The 17,242-nt window shown below is 60.1% G+C and carries 11 protein-coding genes; 1 reads left to right on the top strand and 10 read right to left on the bottom strand.

Annotated features, from left to right (window positions below):
• Positions 1-33: 33 nt before the first annotated feature.
• Genes PGR6_RS12580 through bcsQ form a run of 9 tightly spaced genes read right to left on the bottom strand, consistent with a single transcriptional unit; the run spans position 34 to position 14,671 of the window.
• Positions 34-1,188 (bottom strand): alginate O-acetyltransferase AlgX-related protein, encoded by a 1,155-nt coding sequence (locus PGR6_RS12580; RefSeq protein ID WP_064617408.1) that lies wholly within the window; start codon positions 1,186-1,188, stop codon positions 34-36.
• Entirely contained in the window at positions 1,188-2,597 is a 1,410-nt protein-coding gene (locus PGR6_RS12585; protein WP_064617411.1) for an MBOAT family O-acyltransferase, read from the bottom strand. The genes PGR6_RS12580 and PGR6_RS12585 overlap by 1 nt, the downstream gene beginning before the upstream one ends.
• 18 nt (positions 2,598-2,615) lie before the next feature.
• Positions 2,616-3,290 (bottom strand): alginate O-acetyltransferase AlgF, encoded by a 675-nt coding sequence (locus tag PGR6_RS12590; RefSeq protein ID WP_064617413.1) that lies wholly within the window; start codon positions 3,288-3,290, stop codon positions 2,616-2,618.
• The gene (locus tag PGR6_RS12595) at positions 3,287-3,955 is read right to left on the bottom strand and encodes an SGNH/GDSL hydrolase family protein (RefSeq protein WP_026286561.1); all 669 of its coding nucleotides are present in this window, start codon (positions 3,953-3,955) and stop codon (positions 3,287-3,289) included. The genes PGR6_RS12590 and PGR6_RS12595 overlap by 4 nt, the downstream gene beginning before the upstream one ends.
• A 17-nt stretch (positions 3,956-3,972) precedes the next feature.
• Positions 3,973-7,833 (bottom strand): cellulose biosynthesis protein BcsC, encoded by a 3,861-nt coding sequence (locus tag PGR6_RS12600; RefSeq protein WP_064617416.1) that lies wholly within the window; start codon positions 7,831-7,833, stop codon positions 3,973-3,975.
• The gene (gene bcsZ / locus PGR6_RS12605; protein WP_082920847.1) at positions 7,809-9,050 is read right to left on the bottom strand and encodes a cellulose synthase complex periplasmic endoglucanase BcsZ; all 1,242 of its coding nucleotides are present in this window, start codon (positions 9,048-9,050) and stop codon (positions 7,809-7,811) included. The genes PGR6_RS12600 and bcsZ overlap by 25 nt, the downstream gene beginning before the upstream one ends.
• Positions 9,051-9,057: 7 nt before the next feature.
• Entirely contained in the window at positions 9,058-11,361 is a 2,304-nt protein-coding gene (gene bcsB, locus PGR6_RS12610; RefSeq protein ID WP_257784389.1) for a cellulose biosynthesis cyclic di-GMP-binding regulatory protein BcsB, read from the bottom strand.
• The gene (gene bcsA / locus PGR6_RS12615; RefSeq protein WP_064617422.1) at positions 11,358-13,589 is read right to left on the bottom strand and encodes a UDP-forming cellulose synthase catalytic subunit; all 2,232 of its coding nucleotides are present in this window, start codon (positions 13,587-13,589) and stop codon (positions 11,358-11,360) included. Before bcsA ends, bcsB begins: the two co-directional genes overlap by 4 nt.
• Entirely contained in the window at positions 13,586-14,671 is a 1,086-nt protein-coding gene (bcsQ, locus tag PGR6_RS12620) for a cellulose biosynthesis protein BcsQ (protein WP_064617425.1), read from the bottom strand. Before bcsQ ends, bcsA begins: the two co-directional genes overlap by 4 nt.
• Before the next feature lie 818 nt (positions 14,672-15,489).
• Between bcsQ and PGR6_RS12625 the strand changes: the two genes are divergently transcribed.
• Positions 15,490-16,266, top strand: a complete 777-nt coding sequence (locus tag PGR6_RS12625) for an alpha/beta fold hydrolase (RefSeq protein ID WP_064617428.1) — start codon at positions 15,490-15,492, stop codon at positions 16,264-16,266.
• Positions 16,267-16,463: 197 nt separating this feature from the next.
• Here PGR6_RS12625 and PGR6_RS12630 read toward each other — a convergent pair whose 3' ends face one another.
• On the bottom strand, positions 16,464-17,162 hold the full coding sequence (locus PGR6_RS12630) for an outer membrane protein (RefSeq protein ID WP_064617431.1): 699 nt from the start codon (positions 17,160-17,162) through the stop codon (positions 16,464-16,466).
• Positions 17,163-17,242: the final 80 nt, after the last annotated feature.

A 17,242-nucleotide genomic window follows, 5' to 3' on the forward strand; every position in this document is an offset into this window, starting at 1 on the left:
TGGCGAAGATTGCCTTCAGCCAGGTGTGATTGCCTACCGCAAAGAGCGATAGGCAATGGGGTCGACGTACGCCGATTGCAGGTCCCGCTCCGGGATTTCCCAGATGATTTGCTTTGGCGGCGTTTCTTTGGAAGCCGGGTTGTTGAGGTAGCTGTTTGCAGCGCCAGAGAACGCTCCACCGTCTTTGGCGAAGTTACCCACGGGGGCGCCCAGTGCCTGCTGCAGAAACCCTGCGAAGTTGGAGTTGCGTGAGAATGAAGTGCCGATGAGCGCGGTGTTGGGGAGGTCGGCATCGCCAAAAAGGTCTGCCTCAGTGTCAGGGTTGGCGGCCGACGTAACGGGAAGTTCGTGGGTGCTGGTTTGGGCGACCATGTCAGGTGCGGGTTGCCATTTGAGCGGCAGCCAGTCGATGCCCGCCAGATGGACCAGATCGCCAGGTCGAACCGCGAGCGGGGCATGACGTTCATTGAACGACCTGCTTGGCGTGGCGCTGATGCCCAGGGTCTTCAGGCGCTGTGTGATGGCATCGGCCGCCGTTTTCGCGCCGGATTCGCTCCAGTGCGTATCGGTGCGCAACCAGGCACTGGCCCCCAGTGGCGTCAGCGCAGCGGTGAGGTCCAGATTCGACACGCCGCCCGCATCCAGCTTTGAGGTCCAGGCCTGGATGCGTCCTTCGAGAGCAGCTGGGCGGTGCAGTGTGCAACGCTGCTCGGAAGCGATGCGGCTCTTGTCTGGAACGATGACCACCAGCAGGCTGATACCACGCTGGGAGAGCTGCTGCTTCAGGTCAATCACGGCCTGGGCTTTGGCATCGGCATTGCGCTGCGCTTGATGATTAACCTTGAGCTCATCGGCCAAAAACAACCAGCCAGGACAACCTGAGCGAACCCTCGGCCCGGTGTCACTGAGGAGCAGCCAACTGACTCCGCGCTCCAGCTTGGCGAAGGTCGTGGGGAGGTGAGCGTTCGACAGTTCCTTGGCGAGTCGATGAGTGATATCGCCGTCAAGAATCTGCGAGGTCTGCACTTCACCGGGTAACAGTGAGATCTGCCCTGAAACGATCAGACGGCCAGAGGACAGCAGTCCGACGAACAGGAATATCAGCAGCGCCACGCCTGCCAACCGACTGCTGCGAATCGCCAAATCATCTGGCTGAGTAGGGAGCGGGGGAGGCTTTAGGGTTGTCATCAGAATTGGAAGTACAGGAAGGGTACGGTTTCGCGACTGGCGATCAGTGCGAACGACAGCATGAAACCGGCGATGGGCCAAAGGGCGGTGGTGTGGAGCAATAGGCCGCCCAGTCGTTTCTCACAGTAAGGGTGCAACAACGGTGCAACGACACCGAACACCCCCAGCAAACCCGCAAGGCCGTGTACCGGGCGTAGGGTCGCGGACAGTTCGTCACCGAGGGCAATGCCTTGCAGCCCGAACTGTCCGGCATACAGGCTCAGCGCGCTGTGAAAGTCGGGGGCGCGGAACAGTGTCCAGGCCAGGCAGACGAACAGCAGGGTCAGCCCATGGGAAAACACTGGCTGTAACGGGGGCAGGGTAGAGCTGTTCCAGACACGATTCACACACAACGCAATACCATGGGCGCTGCCCCACAGCAGATAATTCCAGCTATCGCCACCGTGCCAGAGGCCGGCGATAGCCATGATCAGGAACAGGTTGCGATAGGTTTTCCAGGTGCCGTTGCGATTACCACCCAGCGAAATATACAGATAGTCACGCAGCCAGCTGGACAGCGACAAATGCCAGCGGCGCCAGAAGTCCTGGATGCTGTTGGCCAGATAGGGACGGTTGAAGTTCTCGGGAAAGTGGAAGCCCAGCATCAATCCAAGACCAATGGCCATGGCGCTGTAGCCGGCGAAGTCGAAGAACAGTTGCAAGGAGTAAGCAAGGCAGCCGATCCAGGCGTCAGAGAAACTTGGGTTCTGCACATTGAACGCCACATCGACCACCGGCGACAGGGTGTCGGCCACCAGGACCTTCATGCTCATCCCGACCATGAACCGGCGTGCGCCCAGCGAGAAATTCTGCCAGTTGAAGTGACGCTGATTCAGCTCACGCCGAACCCAGTCATAGCGAATGATGGGACCGGCGACCGAATGGCCGAACATCGAAATATAGGTGGCGTAATTAATGAAGCAGCGTTCGGCCGGCACGGTGCGGCGGTGTACATCCACCAGATAGGAAATCGCCTGCAAGACGATAAACGATAGCCCGGCCGGCATGATGACTCGCTGCCAGTCCAGCGGCATGGCGCCAGACCAGGCAAGGGCATCGATCAACGTACCGGCGACGATGTTGGCGTACTTGTACCAGCACAGCACCGCTGTGTTGAGCACGATCAGTGTCACGAGTAGCCGCACGCGACCCTTGTCTTTTTCCCGCAAGGCGTCAATCAGCAAGCCGCCGGCCCACGCCGTGATCGTCAGCACCACATGCACTGCGAGGAACCGAGGGCTCAACCAGCCATAGAACAGCCAGCTGCCGATCAGTAACGTGACATTGCGCCAGGCGGCTGGGCACACTGCATAGCTGCACAGGAACAGCGGCAGGAACAACGTCAGAAACTCGAGAGAGGCAAAAACCATGGTGGTGGCGCGATCCGATCAGTGGGCCAGGACGTCAGTCGCGAGCAACAGGTGCGGGCCATTTGCACCAGGTAGCAGCACAACGCTGTAGCGTTCGCCGGCCTTGAGCTGGCCGAGGTCAAGTGGCGCACCGACATTGGTTTGGGCGCAGACCAATTGAACCGACAGGCTGACCGGGTTGATCGCTCGGCGTTGCACGCTGCCGTCGGCCACCTCCTTGAACAGGTCGGTGTTTTTCCCCGCAGCACGCAAACCGGCCTGGGTGCACGCTGGATCGGCACTGATAAACGCCAGCGAGGCTCTCAGGCTATTGAAATCGTCGGGTTGCTCACGGATGACGACCTGACGGATACCTTGAGCGCTATCTGGCAAAGCGATCACACTGGCGAATTCGCCTGCTGCTACCTGGATGTCCAGCGGCTGGCTTTTGCCGTTGCGTTCCAGGGTGCCCTTGATCGGCTGGTTGGCGGGCACGGGCAGGTAGTCGGACACGGCATTCGAACCCTCGAGCCTGAGGCTGGCCCGCGAGCCTTCGGCCAGCAGCTGCAAGGGGCGGTCGGCGGCGTTGATAAAGCGCAAGAAGGCCGAGTCCTGATCCGGGCCCGTCGGGTACAGGGCAATGTCGGCGGCCTGGGCGTGCAGGCTCAGCATCAAGGGCGCGAACAGCGCCCAGCCACATGCGGATCGAGTCATTTGCCGGCTCCTGTGCTGCTGACGGTGTCGGCGGGCAACTTGGCCAACGCACCACCAATCGCAGTGCCCCAGGCTTGATAACCGGCAACGGTAAAGTGCTGCCCATCGGTGGTGATCCACTGCCCGGGTTTGGAGAACGTCAGCGAATCGATGTAGGTGCAAGGCGCCACGTTCGCGGCTAAAAACTGCGACATCAACTGGGTGCGGGCATCATTCTTCTGGTACATGCCACCGGCTTTGCCCCAGGCCGGGCCCACCCAGGCGCAACGGGTCCCGGTGGCCGCGATGGCCTTGGCCAGGCCGGTGACGCTTTGCCATGCCCAGGCCTTCGGAAACACGGGCTTGTCGTAGGACGCCATGGTGTCGCCGATGACCAGTACCACCAGGTCGGGCTTGTCGGCGGCGATCAGGTCCTGGATCGGTGTGGTGGTGGCGTCACGACCCTTGATCACCATCTTGTCGTTTCCTTTGCGCTCGGCACCGCAGTCGACCTTTTTACTGATCAGCCAGTCGCCAGCGCTGGCGCCACAGGCACCGATGGAGTGAACCAGGGCGCCTTGACGAGTCAGGTTGTCGTGCAGCGGCTCCAGCAAATGGTCCGCGAGGCTCATATGGCTCTCCCCAAGAACAAGGAGCGTCAGGCCGGCAAGGGCAGAAGTGGGCATCGGAAACTCCAGAATGATCAGTTGGAATAAGGTGAGGTGTACGGGCTGACCGGCAGGCTCATGGGGCCGCTGATGTCCTCGAACAGGTAACGCAAAGACAGGGCGCCGCTGAATTGTTGGTAGTCGTGGGCGTTGTCCAGGCCCAGATTGGCGCCCAGCAGGAAGTTCGAAGCGACCTTGTATTCAGCCGCTGCGGCGACGCTGTAGCCGATCCCGGTTTTGTTTTGCCCGGCGTAACGCAGGCCCGAGGCCGCCTGCAGGGCTTTGTCGGTCGGGAAATAGTCGACACTGTCTTGCTCGAAATGCTGCACGCCGACCGAGCCCTTGACTTGATACGTCAAGCGCCCGGTGCGTTGTGCCCAGGTCACCGGTACGCCCAGGGCGAAGAACGTCTGCGGACTGAAATAGCCGCCGTGGCCATAGGTGAAATAGTCCTGATTGTTCGCGTAGCTGATGCCGGTCATGCTCAGGCCGACGGTCAGCTTGCTGTCCGTTGCATTTTGCAGGTACCAGTAGATGCCGCTGCCCAGTTCACTGCGGCTGTTGGATTCGACATGGTTGCCCAATAGCTGGTGCCAGGAGGCGTAGCCATAGGCGCCGACTTCGCTGTCGTCATAGCTCAACTGGCCGCGCCCGCCGTTGGCGGTCACACCGCCCCAGGACTGCCCGCTGCGTTTGTCCGTGGTGCCGGCAAACGAGGTGACGCTGTCAGTCACCGGACGCCGGGAAACGCTCACCCCGTAGCGGACATTAGAGGAGTCGCTTATGGGGCGATCAACGCTGATGCCGCCCGTGGCGGTGGAGTATTTGAAGCCGAGCGGGGTGGTACCGAGATCGGCCTTGAGCCCATCCGCGGGCCGTTGGATAGCGATGGAAAGACCGACACCCTCGGTTTTTTGCGAGCCGGCGCCTTCGCTCTGCGCACCGCTACCGAAGCGCTGCAGTGCTTCGCCGCTGGCACTGCCGGCGTTCAGCGAGACCGGTGTCACGCGCAGGGCGACGCGGCTTTCATCCAGCGGGATATTGATTTCCAGCGGCGTTTCAATATCGGTCAGTTTGCTCAACCCCGACTCACTGTTGTTGCTGCGAATGCTCACGCCCTGGGTGACGTAGGCACTGCGCTCCCGAAGGATTTTATTCAGCGCCAGTTGTGCGGGGCTGATGTCTTCACTCACCAGTGCAGCGCGCGGTAGCTGCGACTCGAATGGATTGCTCGCCTGCTGGGGCCTTGGCAGGGCGTCGATGCCAAAAGGGGAGGTAGACCTCACGCTGCCCGGCATTTCCTGAGCCGGTGGCGGGATCGCTGCCAGCAAGGCGTCGCGACTGACCTCGCTGCGTGGCCCCGACACCCCCGCAAAAGGGTTGGGTGCCACCGTCGACCCGGCCAGTTGGCCGCTCTGGTTTCTGCGTTTCTCGCTCTGTTCGATGGCCACTGCCTTGCGCAGCAGATCGGCCGCCATGCCGGTCTTGCCCATGTTCTGGTAGAGGCGTGCGGCCTCGGTCAGCGTTTGAGGGTTACCGGATTCGGTCTTGAGCAGCTGTTGCAGTGCCTGTTCGGCAAAACCTGTGTCATGTGCCAGCACCGCCGCGTCGGCGGCACCCAACAGCAGTTGTGGGTCGTTTGGCTGACGTTGTAACAGCGGCTTGTAGAGTTCGAGGGCTTTTGCCGTGTCGCCGTTGGCCGAATACATTCGCGCCAGCGCCGCGACGGCGGCGCTGTCACCGGGACGCTGCGCCAGTGCGGGCGCCAGCGTGTCATACGCGCTGGCCAGATTGCCTTGTTCACGCAGATGGTCAGCCTGGCGGATGCGATAGAGATGGAGCAGGTCGTCGAAACGCTTGCGAGTCGGTGCGTTCAAGGGCTTGTTCTGAAGGTCGCGCAGAATCTCGTTGACCTGCGCGTCTTCCCCGGACTCAAGCAGGACCGAGGCGTATTGCAGGATGAAGTCCGCCGAGGGCGCAGCGGTGTGTTGCAACTGGCCGCGCATGAGGGCCAGCGCTCGGGTCGGCTCGCCGATCTCGACATAGGCCGAGGCCAGGCTCGCCGTGCGATCTGGACTGTTGTTGGCCATCGGCTGAGTACGATCGAGCAAGGTCAGGGCTTCCTGGCGCTGTCCGCGCTTGCCCAACCCGATCGCCTGGCTGAGTTGCAGGTTGAGGCTGACATCAGCGGCCAGTGCTTCCATGTCCGGGGTGCGCTGGTCGGGGCGCAAGCGTCCCAAGGTTGCCTGGGCGGCTTTCCACTCACCCATCTGGACCGACAGCAAGGCGCTGACGTAAAGCGCATCGGCATTGTCGGGGTGGGCCTGGAGCATGGTGTTGATCAGGTCCCGAGCCTTTTGCGGTTCGCCCATCGCCAGGTTCAGGCGGGCCAGGGCGAAACGTGTCCAGACGTTGTCCGGTTCGTAGCGCAGCGCGTCTTGCAAGGCGTTGCGCGCAGCGGGCAGGTCGTTGCGTTGTTCGGCGAGGGCGGCCAGTTGTGTCGCGCGCAAGGCTTGCAGGCGTGCGGACTGGCCGGTCTTTGCCTGTCCGGTGGCTGGCAGGCTGTTGATCAGTTGCAGGGCTTCATCGTTCTTGCCGCTCTTGAGCAGCACATTGACCAACCCTTCCTGTGCTCGAGGGTCGTCGCGGCGCAGATTCAAAATTTGCCGATAGTTGCGCTGAGCCTCATCGAACTGGCCCGCGCTGGCCTGAATATCCGCCAGGGCGAGGAGAGCATCCGCCCCGTTTGGATTCTGCCGCAGCGCCTGGTTCACCAAGACCTGTGCCTGGGCTGTCTGGCCTTTGGCCTGGGCATCGCGGGCCTGCTGCAACGCAGACCAGTAGCGCACTTCGTTCAACGCCACTTGCCAGCGGCTGCCGTTGTGTTGTCGCGTGGCCTGCCCCAGGAGCTTTTCCGCTTCGGCCAGTCGCTGTTGCTGCTGGCGAATAACTCCAAGGCCGCCCAGCGCGTCAGCGTCATCGGGCTGGGTTTTCAAGCGTGCTTGAAACGCCTGTTCGGCGGTGGCCTGGTCGCCTGCTTTGAGCGCCTTCAGGCCGCGCGCGACTTCGGCGGGCGGTTGCCATTCCTTGCTGGCCGTCGTTGCCGGCTGTTGCTTGCCCTTGTTCATCTGCGCGCGGATTTCCACGTCATCCGGATGCGTCTTGAGGTACGCCTCGAACAACGGTACTTGTGCCGGATTGGGCGGACCGATCCAGGTCAGTGCCAGGCGCCAGCTTTCGTCGGCATCACCGGCAATGTCGGTACGCTGGGTCAGCGCGGCCAGTGCACGAATGCCCTCGGCACGGCTGTCTTCACGACGGACCAGATGCTTGGCGTAAAACAGCGCGACGATCGAGTCGTTGGGCATCTCACGTTGCAGGCGCTGGAATCCGCTGCGTGCTTCAGCCCAGTCAGCCTGATTGAAGGCAAGGTTGTTGTAATACTCGCGGCCGATCGTACCTTGAGGTGGGCGGCCATCGAATAGCGAGCGAAACACGGCGGTCGCCTTGTCACGCTCACCGGCATCGACGAGGCGCCGAGCCTCCTCCAGGCGCTGCTGGTTCTGCGGTTGGGCCACGCCGATGTCCTGCGCCAATTGCAGAGCCTGCCGAGGCGTTGGCTGGATGGCCTGCAAGCGGGCGAGGTATTGCTGCGCCTGTTGTGGCTTGCCCTGTTGCACGCCGATCAAGCCCAGGCCATAGAGTGCGTCAACCTGGACCGGGTCCAGCAGCAGGACTTTCTGCCAGACTTCCGTAGCGCGTTGAGGGTTGTTGTGCGACTGCCAGTAATGCCCTTGCTCGACGAGTAACGTCTGTGGCGTCGGACTTTGAGCGTGTGCAGCAGCCGTCCATGCGCTCATGACGGCGATGGCTAGCGTGCGGTGGTGCGCGTGCATGCGGTCTCCCAGGAGAGTTTCAGCGTTCCGTCTTCCCGGAATCGGTAATGTTTATCTGCCCAGCCGAGCGCGAACAGGCTAAGCATGAAGTTGTAGTAACGCGGCGGACTGGCGTCGGCATCAGGCCTGGCCAGCGCCTCTTGCAAGGCGAGCTCCACGCGCTGGCGTTGTTGATCGGCCAACCGGGGATGCCCCTTGGCCTCAAGGTAGGGAATCAGTGCAGCCCAGAATCCGAACGGGCTCTGACCCTGAACACTGCCGTGGAGAGTCCGGACTGTTTCCGGGGGGGAGCCCGTTGCGACAGTGCTGCGGGCCATGCCGTCCAGCCGTTTGAGCAGGAGCGCTGCCAGCGGTTCGGAGGTGTCACTCATGCCCAGCCAGAGGTACGCGCGAATGGCATCATAGCTGCCCGTGTCGCCGTTGATCGGGTCGCTGACGAAGACACCCGATTGCGCTGAAGTGCCTTGATAACCGACCCAGTCAGCGACAAAACCGTGGTGGCTTGATTGGGCAATCATCGTCGCGGTGTTGTTGGCAATCGCTTGCCAGGGGCCGTTGGGAGCTTCCTTGGCCAGCCGCCGTAACAGTGGCAGTGGCAGGTAGCTGGGGTTCAGGCGCCAGAGAGCATCCGGCAGGACGAAGCCCTGTGGTCCAGGCAATACCATCGGACCCAGCCCGGGCAGCGTGACGACCAATTGCACTTCAATCGTCGCCATCAGGTGCAGGGCATCCTGGCGATAGTCCGGCCGATGCCACAGGCGTGCGGCTTCGAGCAGGGCGTAGGCGATCCACAGGTCGGCGTCGGCAGCCGAGTTGGCGTCTTGCAGGCGCCACTGACCGTCCGTGCCTTGCCCCCATAACCAGCCTGGCAGGCGAGTGGCGGTGGCGGAGCCTGCGAGGTTGGCTGATGTCCAGCGCCAGAGTTTGTCAAAGCGTGGCTGATCGTTGCCGATCAGTGCGAAGAGCATGCCGTAGGATTGCCCTTCAGAAGTACTGTGATTGTTCTCCAGGCTCGATTCCAGAACCCGGCCGTCGGCCTGGACGAAGCGCGTTGCATAGGTTTGCCACAGTGGCCAGGCCGGCAACTCACAGGGAGTTGTGGCGGCTATCGCAGGCACCGGCAGGGCGAGCGCAAGCACAACGCTCAACCTGCGCGCGTTACCGCGCAGGCACTGGCGAAGTGAAACCGCCCGGCTGCTCATGGACGACACAGGCATGCGCAGCTCATTGGCCAAGACGACGTTTGGCCCGTAAGCGCAGGGCCAGGTAAGTCATCGAAGCAAGCAGCAGGACCCCGAGGAGCGTGAACAGCATGAGCGCCATTATGTTTTGCGAGAGGTACCACTGCAGATAGCGCAATGGCCCCAGGCTCCCGACGTAGTAGTCCTGTTCGGCGACCAGCGATTTGACATGCTTGCCCTTGACCACTACCAGACTGCCTTGCAACTCGTGGGCGTTTTCTTCGCTGCTGAGCAGGGCGTTGGTCACGTCGGCCAAGCCGTTGGGCCTTGCGCTGGCGATAAACACCACACTGCGCCCACTCTTGAGCGGCGATTCGAATCCAGTCAGATAAGCACTGCCGTCGTCAGCGCTGAACCTGAAGCTGCTGCGCGCTTCACGCAGATTGGTTTTCGTATCCGGGCTGATCCAGTTGCGCAGACGCAAGGGCAGGTCAGACAGTTCAAAGTACTGCGCAGCAGCTTCGTCCTTGGCCGGCAGCAGGCTTTGCCATTGCTCCAGCAGCGGCTGATTGTTGCCCGAGGCGAGCACCAGCAGATCCCGGTCGCTTTGCTCGGCCACCTGGTCGGCGTGGACCACCTTTACGCCGGTGGCCGGATAACCGGTGGAGTCGCCGAAGCGGCCCAGCACGGTCAGATAGGCGCTCAGATCGGCCGGGCCTGGCTCGTTGGGCAGGATCACCGATGTTTCAGAAAGGTCGGCCATGCGGGTGAACGGGAAGCCGCTGTCCTTGAACACCCCGAGGTTGGGCATGGCCATGAAGTGTTCGTATTGGCTGAGGTCCAGGGTCGAGTCCGGGTCGATCACACCGCGCATGTTGTCGATGATGATGTCGCGGCAGTCGCCCTGTTTGATGTAGTCATACATAAAGCGAAATTGCAGGCGTGATTGCAGCGCTACGGAATTGAGCGGCAACAGCATGCGCGATGTGCGGGCCAGGCTGTCGTCGGTTTTGAGCATCGCCAGCAGGCTGTCGCTGCTGCCAAGTTTCTCGATCGAAGGCAGATCGATCGACTTGATGAAGGTATCGTTGAAGTGGACCAGCAACGAGGAATTGGTGGAGACCGGCTGCGGCGTATAGCGGTATTTCAGGTCAAGTTGTGCGCCGGGCTCACGCCAGTTGAACAGGTCGGGTGGCAAGCGCAGCGCAACCGTCATTTGTCCTGGGTTGTAACCCGATACATTGAGTTCTGCGGGCTTCGCCAGCTCACCCAGGCGAACCGGGCGGTCGGAGGGCAGCCAGTTAGGCGCGTCGTACGGTCGGCGTGGCTTGAGCGAGTCGATCCGGTCGATCACCACGCTCTGCCCGGAAAAGGCCGAGCCACCGAGGGCCAGCGCGGTCGCGGCGACCTTGAGATCGGCGCCATCGCGCCCGGAGACGATCAACAGTTTGCCCTGAGCATCATTCGGGTTGCTCACGAGTGTCAATGTCGGCCCCGTGGCCGCTTTGATCGGCAAGCCACTCAAGGCCGTCGATTCGCCACTGCTGACAAACACCACGGCGTTGCCTTTGGCCGGCAGGCTGGTGAGGCTGGCGGGGAAGGTTGCGCCGCGGTAACTGGCCAGGGCGCCAAACCAGGACGACAGGATACCGGCGGCCTCAAGCTCAGGGCCGCCCGGGCGCGCAGTGAACACGAAGGGCAGCTTCAGGGGCGAAGCATCTCGACGATCGAACAAGGGCAGAGGCAGAGCGGACAGGTCGTTGGGCTGTTTAATCGAGGACACCTGGAGGCTCAGCTGGCTCTCGTTGCCGATCTTGGCCCACAGGCTGGAGTGCAGAGGGTCTTCACATTGCATCGTATAGTGACCGATGAACTGCAGGCTGAGCCGGTTGAATTCGGTGATGGTTTGCGGCGGAATCTGCACGGTCCGGGTCTGCAATTTACCGGCCTCTTCCTTCGGGAGGGGCAGGCTGGCGGCCACTTGATCGTTGATCAGCACGTTGATTTGCGAAAGGTCGGCCAGCAGCGCCGGTGAATAGCTGTACTGCAGCGTGACCTGCGCAGCCGTGACGACTTCATCGGCGCGCACATTGAAGTTCACACTGTCGGTAGCCTCCACGCCTTTAAGGTTCATCGAATAGCTTTTGCCGAGCTCCTTGAGGGTGCGGGTATAGCTGTTGCTCGGGGCATCGGTCCCGGGCAGCGATGCGACCGGCATCACCGCCGGCTCTGTGGCGTTGATTGGGGTGGTAGCACTCAACGCCCAGTCGCTCCAGCCCACTAGTGAGCAGGCGAGCAGCATGAGTGAGCGACGAGGAGGAAAGGTCCGGCGAGTGGAAGGCTTCAAGATCGTTGCGTGTCCGCGGTGGGGTCGATGGGTGATGGAGTGGCCGGGCGTTTGCGCAGCAGCGCCTGGCTGTCCTTTAGGGTGGCAACGAACAAGCGCAGGATGGCGCGCAAGCCAATGCTGCTGACCTCGCGCAACGCTGACATTGGCGCGTCGAGGCGGCCGTTGCCCCACGTGTTGGCCCAGGTGTCGGCCCGTGAAAAGGTCAGTCGCACCAGCTCACTTTGCTGGCGCAGGGTCAAACCCTCGAATTTCACGCCTGCCACGTTGTCGTTGCTGAAGATCGTTGTTGCGGGAAAGAGGCTTGAGGGAGGTGTGCGCAGAATGCACAGCCGCAGCTTCTCTTTGGCGCTGAGCTGAACTTGCGGTGGCAGTGCCAGACCCACGCCGTTTTGTGAGAAGTCCCGGGTTATGCAATCGAACGACGTGCCGTCTTCGCGATAGACGCGCACGGGCAGATCCGCGGGCACCCTGGGCTCGTTGCGCACCTGAGAGGACTCAGTGGCCACCGCCACGGCGGTGCTGACGATGATGATGTTGTACACGGTCCAGACCAGGTTGATCAGCAGGGTAGTGACCTCGGCCGAATCACTCCCGACCAGTTTCACCACGCCGATCGCCAGACCGATCATGTTCAAGGTCAGCAGGACGATGTAAGGCCGCGCGAGCTTCCAGTTGAAATAGTCCTTTTCGACGGTGCCGCCCTTGTCGGTTACGTTGAATTTGCCCAGCGAAGGGCTGATTAGAGCCAGCAGGACCGGTCGCATGATGTGCCAGGCCAACACCGACTCATACACTTCGTTCCAGAAGGAATGGCGGAAGCGCCCCTGGATGCTGGAGTTGGTCAGGCTGGAATGGAAAATATGCGGCAGAACATAGACCGTGACCATCAACGCCGAGGCATGGAAAATCTGCGCATCGAAAAACAGGTAGGCCAATGGTGCGGTCAAGAACACCAGGCGGGGCAGGCTGTAGAAAAAGTGCATCATGGCATTGAGGTAGCAGATGCGCTGCCCCAGGTTCAGCCCTTTGCCAAACAAGGGATTGTCGGTCCGAAAAATCTGCACCATGCCCCGTGCCCAGCGTATGCGCTGGCTGATGTGTCGGGAAAGGCTTTCGGTGGCCAGTCCCGCCGCTTGTGGAATGGCGAGGTAAGCGGTGTTGAAACCACGGCGATTGAGCTTGAGTGCCGTGTGCGCATCTTCGGTCACGGTCTCGGTGGCGATGCCGCCGACTTCCAGCAAGTGAGTCCGCCGGATGACCGCGCAGGAGCCACAGAAGAATGCCGCGTTCCACAAGTCGTTGCCGTCCTGCACCAGGCCGTAGAACAGCTCACCTTCATTGGGTACCGAGCGAAAGGTATCGAGGTTTTTTTCGAACGGATCGGGTGAGTAGAAAAAATGCGGCGTTTGCAGCAACGCCAGGTTCGGGTCCTTTAAAAACCAGCCCATGGTGATTTGCAGGAAGGAGCGGGTGGGCACGTGGTCGGCGTCGAATATGGCAATGAACTCGCCATCGGTGACTTTGAGTGCCTCGTTGAGGTTGCCGGCCTTGGCATGTTGATTGTTGTCGCGGGTGATGTAGTTGACACCAATCTGCTGACAGAAAGCCTTGAATTCCTCCCGGCGTCCGTCATCGAGCACGTGCACCCGCAGTTTGCCCTCGGGCCAGTCAATGGCCTGAGCCGCGAGCACCACCAGTTTGACGATACCCAGTGCTTCGTTATAGGTGGGAATGAACACATCCACCGTCGGCCATTCAGCGGGTGGCTGTTGCAGAAACTGCGGTTTACGTTGCAACGGCCAGGCGGTCTGTATATAGCCGAAGACCAGGACGAGCAAGGCATACAGTTCTGCCAGCACCAGCCCGTAGCCAAATACGGCATCCTGCCAGTTGTCGAAGTCCAGGGTGTCGGACAGGCGCCAGTACATGTAACGCAACGAAGCGATCAGCGAGAGGGTGATCAGGGTCAGGATCGCCAGACGCCCGGTTTGCTTGCGGATGATCAGGCTGGCGGCAAAACAGACGGAGGCAAACACGGCTTGGGAATACAGATTCTGCGGTGCAGTGAGGATACCCAGCACCAACAATGCTGCAATCAGCCCGCCTGAAATTTTCAGGCCCAGGCGCCAACGCAGGGGCCATTGACTGAAGCGATCCTGGAAGCTATCCAGCAGCTTCTGCAACCACCAGGTCTTTGCAGGTAGCTGATTCAGCTGGACGGTCATAGCGTGCCCTGCTGGCTGGAAGCATCCGTGAAAAGCAGGGCATGGACCGCGCCTGATAGCGACAGAATGTCCTGACAGCCAATGCTCTCAGGCGCGTGCTGCAACAGGTCCCGACCATAGGCCAGCGACTCGTTGAACTGGTGATCGAGGCGAATCGTCCCGATCAGGTTAGCGCCGAGCCGTCGCCGAAACAGCACGCCCATGTCCCTGCTGAACGCACGGGAGTCATCCCATTGGTTGAGCACATACCGCTGCTGCTGTGCGCGTCGCGGGCTGGTTTCCAGCCACTGGGTCATGGTGTCCAGTGCCAGGTAGGAGGCCGCGTCGGCCACCGTCATCACCAGCACCAGATCGGCAGCGTCGAGTGCCTGTTGCGAATAGACGGTCGCGCCCGAAGGCGTATCCAGGATCACGGTATCGTTTTCGCTGAGGTGCATTGACGCCAGGTGCTGGCTCAACCAGTCAGCATCTTCAAGCAGCATCTGCCTGAGCAATCGGCGATCGTTCAGCTCGCCAGTGCCGAAGGGCAGGCACTCACTGTCGCTAAAGCCCGGCAGGCGATGAGCGCCCCAGTCGGCGTCCTGCTCTTTGAGTTGGATCAGCCCGGGAGCCGGCCTGGTGATACCCAAGTGGCTGGACAGCGCGTTCTGAGGGTCCAGATCAATCGCGATGACTCGCCCGCCAGGGTGCCGAAGTGTTTTCGCGAGGCCAGCGGCGATGGTGCTTTTACCCACCCCGCCATTCGCTGAAACGATGGCAATGACCTTCGCCTTGGTCCGCTTGCGAATCGTTTCTGGCAGACCGTCCCGACGAACCTGGTTGAGTTCACGCAACAGGTCGCTCAATCGCTGACGGTCATCCGCAGCAGCACTCGCAGGTGGCTCAGTCAGGGGAGGGGACTTGGGCGATGGTGGCGAGGGGACAGTATTTTTCACCGGTTCGACCGGCGGTTCTGGCTCAGCCACCGCAGGTATGACCGGGTCGTCTTTGAAATCTTTATAGTTTGGTTGTATTTCCTGGTAAGTCTCTGCGTTTGCGCCAAAACGTGTAAAGAGTTTCGTAATGTCATCTACATATTTCATGCGTTGTACCAGGAATGAAATAACTTAGAAACTCAGCATTCCATTAACTTAACAAAGTTGATGCGTCGTCTAGGCGTTGGCAGAGTGCCATTAATTTAGGGTTTCCATGTAGGTGTGTCAATAATTGTTATAAAAAGTCAGCGAGTCATGTTGGTGTTTGTCCAAGTATTATTTGTGTGTTGTGATATTTGTAGAAAGTGTGAGTGTTAAAGTGCGCCAAAATAATAACTGTCCAGTGAGGTGTGGTGCGGTAACAGGTAATAAGTGCATTTATCGGAAGAAATAATTTCCGAATATTCTTGTTTTAGGGATAAAAGAAATCTCTTCGATTTCAATGGGGCGGAGTGTGAGTCGCGTTTTTCGCTAAAGTTATTGTTCTATTGGCTTTCGTTGAAGCTTGTGAAAATTGAAAAGAGCAACATCGGTCTCTTTTTTATGGTTGCCAAGTTTCACCACTGCTAGCACAAATGTATCTCTGTGTATCCAGACCGCATGCCGATACGGAGTGTTTCTTTTATGGGCGGTTGGTGACACATCCGGGATACCTGATCGGCGTCAAATGAACTCCATCGAGACAGCACAAGGCGTCTCACAGGATCACTCAACGTCTGGAGATATCGACATGAACTGGAAGAACCTCAGCATCACTTCAATGTTTGCCGTGCTCAGCCTTGGCGCGGTAGCGGCCAACGCCCAAGACAGCACAGTTGCTCAAGATTGCGATCAAGGCAGTTGATACAAAGTTGTGCAGGAGTACAGAACCACGACTTCGCCTTCTCGCGATTCGCTCAATAGTTCAACCACCCAAGGAGTTTCCAATGAAAAAAGTAATGGCCGCTCTGGCCTGCACCGTTAGCCTGATCATCGGCGCCAACGCGTCGGCGCAAACTGAAAAGCCTACTGTCGTCCTCGTACACGGCGCCTTTGCCGATGCTTCGAGTTGGAATGGCGTGGTGAAGATCCTCGAAAAAGATGGATACCCTGTTGTGGCCGCCGCCAATCCATTGCGCAGTGTGAAGAGCGATGGCGCTGCTGTTTCTGCGTTGCTCGATGGCATCAAGTCACCTGTTGTGCTGGTCGGCCACTCCTACGGTGGCAACGTCATCAGCGAAGCGGCCAACGACCATGCCAATGTAAAGGCACTTGTTTACGTCGCCGCCTTCGCGCCCGAGGCGGGCGAAACGGCCGCCGGACTATCCGGAAAATTCCCGGGGAGCACCCTCGGCCCAACCCTCGCAGCGCCTGTCGCACTGGCTGATGGCGGCAAGGATTTGTACATCCAGCAGGACAAGTTTCACGATCAGTTCGCCGCTGACGTCCCCGCCGCGCAGGCGGCATTGATGGCGGCGACTCAGCGCCCGGTCACCGAAGCGGCGCTGAACGAACAGTCAGGTACACCCGCCTGGAAGCACATTCCGTCCTGGTACATCTATGGCGACAAGGACAAGAACATTCCACCGCAGGCCATGGAATTCATGGCCAAGCGAGCCGAGGCCAAGGTGGTGAAAGTCGTTAAAGGGGCTTCCCATGTCGTGATGGTTTCAAACCCGGAGCCGGTAGCCCGGCTGATTGAAAAAGCGGCTGCGGCGATGTGATTCCTGCGCTTGTGAAGTATAGGTAGGCAGAGGGTCAAGTATCGAATCAAGGCATCAAGTGAGGAACTCATTTGTGCCTTGATCGATTTTTGAACGGGTGGTCGTCAGTAAGTTGATCAGCCGGTGAGCCTCTGCGCCGAAGCATTTCACCGGCTTGCCGTAGCGACGCCTCGCAAGGCGCCGATCTGTTTAACCCCTTAGAACCAATAATGCAGGCCGAGCATTAATGACTGGGCGCTGTAGTCAGTGCGTACATCGCCTTGGGGCAGGCCCTGAATGTCACCGAAGTGCGCATCGCGAGTCTTGAGGTATCGATAATCCAGGGACATGGACCATTGTTCGGTGAGTTCGTAACCTACCCCGGCGCCGAGTTGATAGGCCGATACAGTGTCGCGATGAGTGTTGCCGAACTGGACGCCGCCGGCTTCCAGGCCACTGACCGACAGCTTGGTGTAACCCAGGCCGCCGCCGATGTAAGGGGTGAACCGACTGAAGGGTGCTGGCAGGTTCAAGACGTCATACCAGAGGTTGGCCATGACGCTGGTGGCTTCCTCTTCGCCTTTACCGTCGATGCTCCCGCCGCCTTCGTAGACCCGGTTATTGAATTGGGTCAGGGTGTTTTTGCGGTAGCTGAGTTCCACTTCAGGTCTGAGCCCGATGGGGAAGCGCCAGCCCAGTGCCAGTCCGGTGGCGTAGCCGGAGTGTAACGGTTGGTTGAATTCCATTTCGACAAAGTCGAGGTTGTTCTGGTTAAGGTCCTGCGGAGCCACCCAGTTCAGACCACCCATGACACTGACATAGGGGCCGAGCGTGTCGGCGGAACTGGACTCAGGGGCAATAAGGCCCATGCCAATGACGCCCATCACGAGATACTGAGGTTTTTTAAATAGGTTCATGCTCGGTCCGAAGTGTGCCGTTATCGATAAGTAAGCGAGGGGTGTTAGGGAGCGAGCGTTCAACACGCTCCCTCCCGGGA

The sequence above is a fragment of the Pseudomonas sp. GR 6-02 genome (assembly GCF_001655615.1).
In the GTDB taxonomy this organism is placed as follows: domain Bacteria; phylum Pseudomonadota; class Gammaproteobacteria; order Pseudomonadales; family Pseudomonadaceae; genus Aquipseudomonas.

Bases quoted from the DNA above. Each gene is read 5' to 3' on its own strand.
- PGR6_RS12580 (WP_064617408.1), bottom strand. From the start codon at position 1,188: ATGACAACCCTAAAGCCTCCCCCGCTCCCTACTCAGCCAGATGATTTG.
- PGR6_RS12585 (WP_064617411.1), bottom strand. From the start codon at position 2,597: ATGGTTTTTGCCTCTCTCGAGTTTCTGACGTTGTTCCTGCCGCTGTTC.
- PGR6_RS12590 (WP_064617413.1), bottom strand. From the start codon at position 3,290: ATGACTCGATCCGCATGTGGCTGGGCGCTGTTCGCGCCCTTGATGCTG.
- PGR6_RS12595 (WP_026286561.1), bottom strand. From the start codon at position 3,955: ATGCCCACTTCTGCCCTTGCCGGCCTGACGCTCCTTGTTCTTGGGGAG.
- PGR6_RS12600 (WP_064617416.1), bottom strand. From the start codon at position 7,833: ATGCACGCGCACCACCGCACGCTAGCCATCGCCGTCATGAGCGCATGG.
- bcsZ (WP_082920847.1), bottom strand. From the start codon at position 9,050: ATGCCTGTGTCGTCCATGAGCAGCCGGGCGGTTTCACTTCGCCAGTGC.
- bcsA (WP_064617422.1), bottom strand. From the start codon at position 13,589: ATGACCGTCCAGCTGAATCAGCTACCTGCAAAGACCTGGTGGTTGCAG.
- bcsQ (WP_064617425.1), bottom strand. From the start codon at position 14,671: ATGAAATATGTAGATGACATTACGAAACTCTTTACACGTTTTGGCGCA.
- PGR6_RS12625 (WP_064617428.1), top strand. From the start codon at position 15,490: ATGAAAAAAGTAATGGCCGCTCTGGCCTGCACCGTTAGCCTGATCATC.
- PGR6_RS12630 (WP_064617431.1), bottom strand. From the start codon at position 17,162: ATGAACCTATTTAAAAAACCTCAGTATCTCGTGATGGGCGTCATTGGC.